Origin of the sequence: Domibacillus robiginosus (assembly GCF_000966195.1) — a bacterium.
Lineage (GTDB): Bacteria > Bacillota > Bacilli > Bacillales > Domibacillaceae > Domibacillus > Domibacillus robiginosus.
On record NZ_LAHL01000011.1, the window covers coordinates 59,505 to 71,149 of the forward strand.

At 43.4% G+C, this 11,645-nt stretch carries 10 protein-coding genes and 1 other annotated feature; of the genes, 4 read left to right on the forward strand and 6 right to left on the reverse strand.

The annotated features are described in order from the left end of the window. Positions 1-33: 33 nt before the first annotated feature. From VP97_RS07430 to VP97_RS07440, 3 genes are read right to left on the reverse strand one after another with little or no spacing between them, the layout of a single operon-like run. The gene (locus VP97_RS07430; protein WP_050181108.1) at positions 34-1,194 is read right to left on the reverse strand and encodes an acetoin utilization protein AcuC; all 1,161 of its coding nucleotides are present in this window, start codon (positions 1,192-1,194) and stop codon (positions 34-36) included. After that, positions 1,191-1,838, reverse strand: a complete 648-nt coding sequence (locus tag VP97_RS07435; RefSeq protein WP_050181109.1) for an acetoin utilization AcuB family protein — start codon at positions 1,836-1,838, stop codon at positions 1,191-1,193. The genes VP97_RS07430 and VP97_RS07435 overlap by 4 nt, the downstream gene beginning before the upstream one ends. Before the next feature lie 16 nt (positions 1,839-1,854). After that, the gene (locus VP97_RS07440) at positions 1,855-2,487 is read right to left on the reverse strand and encodes a GNAT family N-acetyltransferase (protein ID WP_050181110.1); all 633 of its coding nucleotides are present in this window, start codon (positions 2,485-2,487) and stop codon (positions 1,855-1,857) included. A 187-nt stretch (positions 2,488-2,674) separates the two neighbouring features. Between VP97_RS07440 and acsA the strand changes: the two genes are divergently transcribed. From acsA to VP97_RS07455, 3 genes are all read left to right on the forward strand, one after another. Beyond that, complete coding sequence (gene acsA / locus VP97_RS07445; RefSeq protein ID WP_050181111.1) at positions 2,675-4,393, forward strand: acetate--CoA ligase; 1,719 nt, start codon at positions 2,675-2,677, stop codon at positions 4,391-4,393. A gap of 126 nt (positions 4,394-4,519) precedes the next feature. Continuing rightward, positions 4,520-4,732 (forward strand) — a binding site (T-box leader). Positions 4,733-4,775: 43 nt separating this feature from the next. Continuing rightward, positions 4,776-6,038 carry a tyrosine--tRNA ligase gene (tyrS, locus tag VP97_RS07450; protein WP_050181112.1) on the forward strand — a complete coding sequence of 421 codons (1,263 nt, stop codon included), beginning with the start codon at positions 4,776-4,778 and terminating at the stop codon, positions 6,036-6,038. A 180-nt stretch (positions 6,039-6,218) separates the two neighbouring features. Beyond that, positions 6,219-7,436 (forward strand): sensor histidine kinase, encoded by a 1,218-nt coding sequence (locus VP97_RS07455; protein WP_050181113.1) that lies wholly within the window; start codon positions 6,219-6,221, stop codon positions 7,434-7,436. Between the two features lie 82 nt (positions 7,437-7,518). Here VP97_RS07455 and rpsD read toward each other — a convergent pair whose 3' ends face one another. The 3 genes from rpsD to hisJ form a co-directional block, all read right to left on the reverse strand. Beyond that, a complete protein-coding gene (rpsD, locus tag VP97_RS07460; protein WP_050181114.1) occupies positions 7,519-8,121 on the reverse strand; it encodes a 30S ribosomal protein S4 in 603 nt (200 codons plus the stop codon). 239 nt (positions 8,122-8,360) lie between these two features. Then, complete coding sequence (locus VP97_RS07465) at positions 8,361-8,846, reverse strand: GAF domain-containing protein (protein WP_050181115.1); 486 nt, start codon at positions 8,844-8,846, stop codon at positions 8,361-8,363. A 2-nt stretch (positions 8,847-8,848) separates the two neighbouring features. Continuing rightward, the gene (gene hisJ, locus VP97_RS07470) at positions 8,849-9,664 is read right to left on the reverse strand and encodes a histidinol-phosphatase HisJ (RefSeq protein WP_050181116.1); all 816 of its coding nucleotides are present in this window, start codon (positions 9,662-9,664) and stop codon (positions 8,849-8,851) included. A 207-nt stretch (positions 9,665-9,871) separates the two neighbouring features. Here hisJ and ezrA point away from each other — a divergent pair, with 207 nt between their 5' ends. Then, positions 9,872-11,569, forward strand: coding sequence for a septation ring formation regulator EzrA (gene ezrA / locus VP97_RS07475; protein WP_050181117.1), 1,698 nt, complete (start codon positions 9,872-9,874; stop codon positions 11,567-11,569). The last annotated feature ends 76 nt before the right edge of the window (positions 11,570-11,645 follow it).

Genomic DNA, 11,645 nt, shown 5'->3' on the forward strand with positions numbered 1-11,645 from the left:
GTGCACAGTTGGGCAAAAACTGTGCACATTCGATTATTTTTTTTGATCACGAAGTGGATAAAGAAGCTTATCAACGGTCAGCTTGTTCTTTTCTGCAATTTCACTTTTCCGTGGAATAGCAGGATACATATCAGGCGGGTCAGTCCAGGAAGAGGGAAGAGGATGCGGCGCTTTTGGCTGCCACTTTGCTGTCCAGCCCCCTGGAAATGTGGCTGCCAGGTGCTGCTGTCCACTCATCTCAAGCCACAGGAGAGACCAGGCACGGGGAACAACACGCCATATATCATAGCCGCCTCCGCCAACGGCAATCCAGCGGCCATCACAATATTCGTGGGCGAGCTCATGAGCAAGCGCCGGGATATGTTTGTAAATGTTGATTGTAGCAGACAAGTGCGTTAACGGGTCATAATAATGGGCATCCGCTCCGTTTTGCGTTAAAATCACGTCCGGCTTAAAAAAATGCGCTACTTCACGGAGTGTCGTTTCATAAGAAGCAAGCCAGGACTCATCTTCTGTAAATGCATCGAGCGGAACATTAAAAGAATACCCATACCCTTGGCCGTGTCCCCGTTCGGTTACATTGCCTGTACCGGGGAAAAGGTAGCGACCCGTTTCATGAATAGAATAGGTTGCTACGTCAGGATCATCGTAAAAAGACCACTGAACACCATCACCATGATGGGCATCCGTATCCACATACAACACACGTGCCTTGTATTTTTCCTGCAAATATTTGATCGCAACAGCACTGTCATTATAAATGCAAAAGCCGGATGCTTTTCCGCGAAACCCATGGTGAAGGCCGCCGCCTGGATGAAAGGCGTGATTCGCCTGGCCGGTCATCACCTGGTCAGCTGCGGTCAGCGTACCACCGACAAGAAAAGCACTTGCTTCGTGCATATCCTTAAACATAGGCGTATCTTCTGTACCAAGGCCAAACCCTTCGCCAATTGATTCAGACAATTCACCGCGGCCTGCTTTTTTTACCGCTTCTACATACTCAAGGTCGTGAATAAGTGTTAATTCTCCATCGTCAGCCATACGGGGTTCGATGATCTGGCTGTTATCTAATGCATGCAGCTGATGAAGTAAATCAATGGTTAACGTAAGACGAAACTGGTTAAAAGGATGCTGTTCTGAAAAACGGTACCGTAGTAATTGATCAGAATAAATAAAAACGGCATCGTGTTTCATGGACGAATACCCGGCATGTTTGGCCACAGCACTTCATGACCTTCTTTTTTCAAATCATCGATGATGCCGACAGGATTCATTGTTCGAATGCGCAAAACAATGACTTTATGTGTTTGCGCGATGCGGTCCGGATAAACCAGAACACTTTGCACATTCACTCGTCGATGATGCAGCACATGCAAAATTTCGTATAACACACCTGCTTTGTTTTCAACACGGATTTCAATACGTGAGCCCGGCTGATTTACACCTGTCAGCTCTACAAAGGTGTGAAGAACATCCGTTTCTGTTACCAGCCCGATGACAACACCATTGTGAACAACAGGCAAACAGCTGATATTATGTTCGTAAAATATTGCAGCGGCATCTTCAACAAAATCAAGTGGATGGCCGGTAATAACATTTGTCTTCATAATAAGGCTGAGCGGCTTGTTTAACTGCTCAGAGCCATTTTCCTGTTTTAAAATAGAAGGAGTCGCATCCTTTATGTCCCGATCGGTCACCAGCCCAACTAGTGTATGGGCCTTGTCCAAAATAGGGATATGGCGGATTTTATGATCGCGGCAAAGCTGAAGGGCAGCCGCAATCGTATCATCAGGGGTAAGTGTATGTATATCGACTTTCATAATTTCTTCTAGAACCATTAATAAGCCTCCTTTCTTAATACATAAAGCGGTTCATAAAGCGAATTTGATCAAATTTTTGTATAGACTCCTGATCGACTCTTGAACCGATTCGAACCATTAAGCAATTAGCAGGATGAGAGCTAATTTCAGGATCATCCGTTGCGTACCAGACAAGGCCACCGGCGCTCATCATTTTTTCCATAATCTTACGGTATTCCCACACGTTTAAACCGGTTCCTTTTAAATCCCAGTGCCAGTAGTATTCTGTTGTAATCGTAATGTATTCTTCCATTTGATCATCCATCATGGCAACCCGCAGCATCGTTTGACCGACCTGTGCCCCCCGGTAATCAGGCGCTACTTCAATGGCACCAAGCTCAATTAAATTATCAAGTTTCGCTTCTGACCATCGCTCAAGAGGGTCCGGATACAAAAAGGTTACATATCCAACGATTGTCTGGTCATTTCTTGCGATAATAATTCGTCCCTCTGGAAGACCGGCAATCTCAATAACTGCTTCGAGCTGCTGGTCAGGCTGCCGAAATGCAACCAGACCTTCGTGGAACTTGTATTGTGCGAGCTGTTCAGGCTCGATGGGTCCTTCGACAACCAGTGTCCCGCTGGGTGTTTGTAATTCTTTTGAATAATAGGTTTTCATATGTTCCATTAGGTCACCGCCTTCATAAATCTTCTATCCTAACCATATACATAATTAAACAATAAATAAAGCGGTTTCACTAAAAATTCAAAGAATCCTTACAATCTTCATAAATTTAATTTTGTATAAATTGTGAAAAATCTGGATGTATTATATAATAAAAGTGCATTCATCATACATAAGGGGGAATCGGTTTATGAAATTGGAAGCGCTATCAGCTGTGAAGGGGAATTATAACTTAGCGAATTACGATGAGACGTATACTTCCTTTGATTGGACAGAAGCAGAAAAAGCTTTTTCCTGGTCTCAAACGGGCAAAGTAAACGCCGCATATGAAGCGATCGACCGTCATGCCGAATCTGAAAAAAGGGAGAAAGTGGCGCTTTATTACCGGGATGCCAGCCGTAATGAGCAATACACCTTCGCGGAGATGAAGGCGAACACCAACAAAGCAGCCAATGTATTAAAACAGTATGGGGACCTTCAAAAAGGGGATCGTGTGTTTATTTTTATGCCGCGTTCACCAGAGCTTTATTTTGCAGCATTGGGGGCGATTAAAGCAGGAGCCATAGTGGGCCCGTTGTTTGAAGCGTTTATGGAAGGAGCGGTACGCGACCGTCTTGAAGACAGTGAGGCACGGATGATTATTACGACACCGGAGCTGGCCAGCCGTATTCCAGTGAACGAGCTACCAAAGCTGGAAAAAGTATTTATCGTATCTGATAGCGTAGAAGAAAATGAAAAGCAAATTGATTTCATGCAGAAATGGCAGGAAGCATCAGATCAGTTTGAGATTGAATGGGTAGACCGCCAGGATGGAATGCTGCTTCATTATACATCCGGTTCAACTGGAAAACCTAAAGGGGTTTTGCACGTACATAATGCAATGATTCAGCAATATCAAACAGCCAAGTGGGTGCTTGACCTGCAGGAGGATGACGTATATTGGTGCACAGCGGATCCCGGCTGGGTAACAGGTACAGCTTATGGCATTTTCGGTCCATGGCTGACCGGCTCTACAAACGTCATTGTTGGGGGACGCTTCAGTCCAGAAGCATGGTATGGAACGATTGAAGAGTATAAAGTAAGCGTCTGGTACAGTGCGCCAACCGCTTTCCGGATGTTGATGGGCGCTGGCGATGAAGTGGTGAAAAAGTTTGACTTGTCGTCCTTGCGCCACATTTTAAGCGTTGGAGAGCCATTAAATCCAGAGGTGGTACGCTGGGGGAAAAAAGTCTTTGACCTTCGCATTCACGATACATGGTGGATGACAGAAACAGGCGCTCAAGTGATTTGCAACTATCCGGCAATGGATATTCGTCCGGGCTCAATGGGAAAACCAATTCCAGGCGTGAAAGCAGCGATTGTAGATGATCAGGGCAATGAGCTGCCGCCAAACCGAATGGGCAACCTGGCAATCAAAAAAGGGTGGCCGTCTATGATGGCAGCGATTTGGAACAACGAAGCCAAATATGAATCTTATTTTATGCCGGGTGACTGGTATGTATCCGGAGATTCAGCATACATGGATGAAGACGGCTATTTTTGGTTCCAGGGCCGTGTCGATGATGTGATTATGACCGCAGGAGAGCGCGTTGGCCCATTTGAAGTAGAAAGCAAGCTTGTCGAACATCCTGCTATCGCTGAAGCAGGCGTGATTGGAAAACCAGATCCAGTCCGGGGAGAAGTGATTAAAGCGTTTATTGCACTTCGTGACGGATATGAGCAATCAGACGACTTAAAAGAAGAAATCCGCCAATTCGTGAAAACGGGCCTTGCTGCTCATGCTGCTCCACGCGAAATCGAGTTCCGTGACAAGCTTCCAAAAACACGCTCCGGCAAAATTATGCGCCGCGTCTTGAAAGCATGGGAGCTTGATCTGCCGACGGGTGATTTATCGACGATGGAAGACTAACAAGTTTGAACGGCTGCTCCGAAATGTGGAGCAGCTTTTTTAGTGAAGCTCGAGATCATGTAACAAAGAACAATTTCCGTTTGACAAACAAAGTGGTGCAGGCTACAATGTTTGTTATATTCAATAAACAAAGCGATGAACGGAACAAGTAGTCTGCTGTCCCTGTTACAAAGAGAGCTTTCGGCTGGTGGAAGAAAGCACAAACAGTGAGATGAATTACCTCCCGGAGCTTTCGCCGTGAACAACAAGTAGCGGCTGACGTCTGCCGTCGTTACCGGTATAGAGTGGAGAATGATTTCTCAAGCCTGGGTGGTACCGCGCGTAAACAGCGTCCCTGCATTGATTGCAGGGGCGTTTTTTTGTTGAAAAAGGAGAGGATAATGTGGAATTGTTAGAAGACTTAAAATGGCGGGGCATCGTCTACCAGCAGACAGACGAAGAAGGCATTGAAAAAATGCTGCAAGAGGAAAAAATTGCTTTGTACTGCGGTGTCGATCCGACGGCAGACAGCATGCATATTGGTCATTTGCTGCCATTTTTAACATTGCGCCGTTTTCAGCAGCACGGTCATAAGCCAATTGTATTGGTGGGCGGGGCAACAGGAACAATCGGTGATCCGAGCGGTAAAAAAGAAGAGCGCACACTACAGACGATGGAGCAAGTACAGAAAAATGTAGAAGGCCTTCGTGCTCAGCTGGAAAGAATCTTTTCCGTTGAAGGCGATAATGGTGCCGTTCTTGTCAATAACTACGACTGGATCGGGTCTATGGATGTGGTGACGTTTCTGCGCGACTTTGGAAAAAATATTGGTGTTAACTATATGCTCGCCAAGGACACTGTATCGTCGCGGCTTGAGAGCGGTATTTCATTTACAGAATTTGCTTACACGATTTTACAGGCGATGGATTTCTACTATCTTCATAAAAACCATGGCTGCCGCATGCAAATTGGAGGCAGTGATCAATGGGGCAATATTACAACCGGCCTTGAAATGATTCGTAAACTAAACCCGGAAGGCGAGCAGGCTTTTGGCTTTACGATCCCGCTTGTAACGAAATCAGACGGAACAAAATTTGGGAAAACGGAAAGCGGAGCAGTCTGGCTTGATCCTGAGAAAACATCTCCTTACGAGTTTTACCAGTTTTGGATTAACACAGCGGACGCTGATACAATCCGCTACTTGAAAATTTTCACATTCCTTTCAAAAGAAGAAATTGAAGCCCTTGAAGCGTCGATGAAAGAAGAGGCGCATCTTCGTAAAGCACAAAAAGCGCTTGCAGAAGAAATGACACGCCTCATTCATGGAGAGGAAGCACTGGCTCAAGCGATCAATATTACAAAAGCGCTTTTCAGCGGTGACATTAAGTCACTATCTGCTGATGAAATCGAGCAGGGGCTTAAAGATGTTCCAAGCTACACGGCAGAAGGCGAGCTCTCAAACATTGTTGACTTGCTTGTCGACGCTAAAATTTCTCCATCAAAACGCCAGGCGCGTGAAGATGTACAAAATGGTGCTGTATCGATCAATGGTGAAAAAATGACGGATACGGCTTACGTTTTATCAGAAGCAGACAAAATGGACGGCCGCTTCACTGTCATTCGGCGGGGGAAAAAGAAATACTTTTTAATTCAATACAATCAGTAATAAGCAGGTAAAATGTACAGGAATAAAAGAAAACCGCCGCATAAAAGTGGCGGTTTTTTCAATTTGATGCTAAAAAATAATGCCTGTTTATGGTAAGCTGAAAGGCAGTGAAAAAAAGCCGCATTTCGTTCAATGGAAAAAATAATAGTAATCTATTACAAGGCAGGGAGTAACGAAAAAGTGAAGAAAACAAACTTTAAATTGAAAAAAAAGTATTATATAGGGATAGGAACGGCTATAGCTGCCATGATCACAGGGCTTTTTTGGGGAAACCCGCATGTTGCTGTAATGGATTCAACCTTTATTTTGCATGCCTTTTTTTTAGCTAGTTTTTCTTTTTGCCTGGTCTTATATCCAATTTTTAAAAGTCGTATAATGAAGGCTGTAACCCTTATAACAGCCAGTGCTTATTTCTATACCATTTTCTTTTTATATCCAGATACATGGTCTACGTTCATATATATTTGTTTAATTCCAGCAGTTTCTATCTTCTTCTTTGATTCCGTACTTTTTTACTTCACGCTCATTTTAAATAGCTTGTTTATCACAAGTGTATTTGGTTATATCATGTTCAATAGACAGAGTGAGCTATTCTTTTTAACAAGTCAGGATGTAATAGGGAACATCATCAACTTTTTAGGGAGTCAGCTCATTTTATTTGTTCTTTATTATGTTACCTATTTACGGATTAAAAGACAGCAGGATGACTATGAACATATTCAACAGTCAGAGCGAATCAAAACAGCCGGACAATTAGCAGCTGCAGTTGCACATGAAATAAGAAATCCGCTAACGGTTGTGAAAGGATTTTTACAGCTATATGAACAAGACTCCTCATACAATGAAGAAACAAAAAAGCACTTTGCTTTAATGATAGATGAGCTCAATACGGCAGAGAAAGTGATTTCTCAATTTTTAACGCTTTCTGCGCCAAGCAAAGAAGTGAATATGGAAAAAATAAAGGTAAAAGAAAGTCTCTACAGTGTAACAGGCCTGCTTCATTCATATGGCCTGCTGCATGCAAATCAGATTAAGTTAGAAGTGGAGGAAGAGTGCTTAATTGCGGCCAATCAAATGGAATTCAAGCAATTATGCATTAATCTCATTAAAAACGCGATAGAAGCGTCTGAAGACGGCGATTCTGTACTTGTTCGGGCAAAACGGGTGAAAAAAAACGTAGAAATTAGCGTTATCGATTATGGAAAGGGCATGTCAGAAACAGAAATTCAATCACTGGGCACTCCTTTTTATTCATTAAAAAGCAAAGGAACCGGCCTCGGCTTAATGATTTGCTTTAATATCGTAAAAAAATACAAAGGAACAATCCGCTTTCAAAGCGTAAAAGAAAAAGGGACAACAGTAACAATTCAGTTTCCTTTGTATGAAGACACGGTATAAATCTATTTATTGAGCATAAAAAAACACCAGCTGTTATGTACATAACAGCTGGTGTTTTGCGTAAATCCATAAAGCGATAAAATTAACGAGAGTAGAACTCTACGATAAGCGCTTCGTTGATTTCTGCTGGAAGTTCAGAACGCTCTGGAAGACGAGTGAACGTACCTTCAAGTTTATCAGCATCAAACGTCAAGTAGTCAGGTACGAAGTTGTTTACTTCAACTGCTTCTTTGATGATTGAGAAGTTGCTTGATTTTTCGCGAACGCCGATTGTTTGGCCGATTTTCACTTGGTATGATGGAATATCAAGACGTTTTCCATCAACAAGGATGTGGCCGTGGTTAACAAGCTGACGAGCTTGACGACGAGTGCGGGCAAGACCTAAACGGTATACAAGGTTATCAAGACGTGATTCAAGAAGAATCATGAAGTTTTCGCCGTATACGCCTTTTAGTTTACCAGCGCGGTCAAACAAGTTACGGAATTGACGCTCAGTCACGCCGTACATGTGACGAAGTTTTTGTTTTTCTTGAAGTTGTTGTCCGTATTCAGACATCTTTTTACGCTGGTTCGGGCCGTGTGGACCTGGAGCGTAAGGGCGTTTTTCGATTTCTTTACCTGTACCGCTAAGAGAAATGCCTAGACGGCGGGATAATTTCCAGCTTGGACCTGTGTAACGAGCCATTGAATGACTCCTCCTTCTGTGTTTTTATTTTGTTGTAAAATAAAAACCGGTGTGAATAACTGTCAGCACATTTTGTTTTCATGCACCATCGCCCTGCAGCAACGGGTTACACGATGCCCCTTTTCCAGATTGATACCTGATAAAGAAACAAAATGACATCCAAACAGCGAACACATAGGCTGCATTTATTTTACACAAAGAATAGTATATAACGTGCCTACTATAGTGTCAACCTTTTCTTATAAAAAGCGGACGAGTGTTTCGGCGAACTGAACGAGTCCTTTTTCATCCTCTTCGTCAAAACGGTTTGTTTCCGGACTGTCAATATCGAGCACACCCAGCAGTTCACCATCTTTGATTAAAGGAACGACAATTTCAGACCGGGATGCAGCGTCACAGGCGATATGTCCCGGAAATGCATGTACATCCTCGATACGAAGAGTTTTTCGCTCTGCAGCAGCTGTTCCGCATACACCTTTGCTAAATGGAATGCGGACACAGGCGGGAAGTCCCTGGAAAGGACCAAGCACAAGTCCGGTTTTGTTTTCATCCAATACGTAAAACCCAACCCAGTTAATCCGGGAAAGGAATTGGCCAAGAAGAGCCGACGCATTGGCTAAATTGGCAATCGTATTTGTTTCTCCTGTCAGCAGAGCTTCTAACTGCTTGTTTGCAAGTGAATATTGTTCTGGTTTCGTTCCAGAGTAAGCGGCGGTTTGAAACATGTTTAAACACTTCCTTCTATTATAATAGTACGGTCAATTTGCTCTAGACCCTGACCAATGCCGGCAGCCGCGTGAGCATCTGACCCGTAAACGAGCGGAATACCGAGCGAATAAGCGGCACGGGCAATATCAAGAGGTGGATACGTTTCGCGGCAAAGGGGCTTAACAAAACCGGCGCCGTTGTAATCGAGTGAATAACCGGCTTTTTTCATTTCCTGGAGCACACGGTTAATCTCCGGCTCGAAAGACTTTGTACACGGAAACATGCGCTGAAATTTACGGGCGAGCGTAATATGCCCAATTCGAGTCGGTTTACATGGGCCGAGATTTGCCTGCACGGACTTCAATACGGTATCATAGTACAACTGATGCACAAATTCAATTGACCCAGCTTCTTTTACGATTCTTTCAAATTCTTCTTCACTAAAATCAATGCAAACAAATTGACCATTTAAGGGAAGAAAGTGAACAGATAAAATCGCATCATCTAAATGAGGACCATACTCTGTCAGGAATTGAGTAGTTTCTTTTTCAAAACCTGGAATAAAATCAACTTCAAGACCCGTGTATATGGTCAAAGAAGAGGCATACTGTTTTTTTACATATTCAACGTCCCTTAAGTAAAGTTCAAGGTCGCTTTTTCGCATTGAGCTGTCCCGGCTGGGCGCAGGGTCCATAAAGCCCTCGGGCAACGGTGCGTGTTCTGTAAAGGTGATCTCTGAAAAACCAAGCCCCAGCGCACGTTCAATGTATTGATCGAATGAATCTGTAGAGCCGTGCGGGCAGTACTGCGTATGAATGTGACCGTCTCTAAGCATACGAAAAACTCCTTTTTCTTTTGAAAAGCCATTATTTTGACATTTTTTTGCGAAAACTAGTTTAAAAAAACGTAAGTTCCCATTAAAAATGTGAACAATCGTGCTATTATTAAAGATAGTGAAATTATACGCAATTAGCTGAAAGGACGCAATGAGGCGTTTTCTTTCTATACATACTATTTATTTGTGGTTATGAGGGGGCTTATTATGGTGGGATTTGTCATTGGAGCGATCGTTGTCTTACTTGTTTTCCTTATTTATGCAATGATAAGAAAGAAAAAAAATAGGGCTGAAATTGATCAGCTGGATATGAAAAAAACCGAACTGCTTCATCGTCCAGTTCATGAAGAGCTGGCTAAAGTAAAAAGACTGAATATGACGGGGCAGACAGAGTCCCTGTTTGATAGATGGCGCACCGAGTGGGATGAAGTCGTGACAGTTGATATTCCTGCCGTAGATGAAAAACTTTTTCTTTCTGAAGAGCAGACGGATAAATTTCGGTTTGGTGCTGCCCAAAAAACAAATAATGAGATTCAAAGCCGCCTTCATCAAATTGAAAAAAAAGTAAATAATATTTTGTCGGAGCTTGAACAATTAGTCGGCAGTGAGGAAAAAAATCGATCTGAAGGTGAAGACATGCATACGCGCCAGCGAGAAGCCAAAAAAAGGCTTCTTGCACACCGTCATACTTTTGGCAAAGCAGCGAATGTTCTTGAATTACAGCTTGATATCCTCGCGGGTCGTTTTGAAAAGTTTGCTGATTTAACCGAAGATGGAAACTATCTTGAAGCACGGGAGCTGTTAATGGACATTCAAGCAGAAATGGATGTGATGGAGCATAAAATGGCTCGTATCCCTGTGTTGATGACAGAAGTGAATCAGACACTTCCGGCTCAAGTGTCTGAAATTGAACACGGTTATAAAGAAATGAAGCAGGATGGCTATCTGCTCGACCACTTGCAAATTGAAAAAGAAACAGCGGCGCTAAAGGAAGAGTTAAGTCGGGGACGCGATCTTCTTTTAAAAACAGAAGTGGGAGAAACAGAGCTTATTGTGTCGGATGCGAGAGACAGCATCGACTTTTTCTATGATCTGCTTGAAAAAGAAGTAATGGCCAAGCACCAGGTTTTAAAAGATGAAGGAGAAACGGGAACAGCCATTGCTGGAATTAGTGACCAGAACGAGGAGCTGCTTGAAGAAACCGATCTAGTGAAGCAAAGCTATCAGCTTAGCGGAGAAGAATCTGATGTACCGAAACGGCTGAAAGAGGAAATTTACCATCTTGAGAAACAATACGAAATTTTGCACGGGCGCATTCAAGAAGAAAAAACGGCTTATTCTTTTCTTCATGATGAATTGAAAGAAATTCAAGCCCGTATCGCCGAGATGAAAAAGGAACAGCAGGGCTTTGCTGCTTTTCTTCAAACACTTCGAAAAGATGAAGTAGAGGCAGCCGAGGAGCTGCACGGGCTCAGAAGCCGGCTTCAGCAGATTATGCGAAAAGTAAAACAAAGTAATCTTCCTGACATTCCGGACTACTACCGGGAAATGAGTGAAGATGCGCGGGTGCGTATTCAACAGACGAATACACATTTAAATGAAAAGCCGTTAAATATGAAAGCGGTCCGGGAACAGCTGGATGCAGCGAGCGGATCCATTGATCATCTCGCAAACAAAACAGATGAGCTGATTGAACAAGTGGCGCTGGCTGAACGAATGATTCAGTTTGGGAACAGGTACCGCCGTACTCACCCTGCTATAGGACCAAAGTTAAATGAAGCTGAACTTGCTTTTCGTCAGGCAGATTACAGCAAAGCATTGGAGCTATGTGCGACAGCGATCGACAGAGTGGATTCTAAAGGGCTTAAAAAGTTTGATGCCCAGTACAAACAAGAGCAATTGTGATGCAAGGCCGCCTCGAGAAAAAGAGGCGGCTTTTTCTGTCTCGATGTGCTAACATGGATAAGTAAAAAAAATGAGG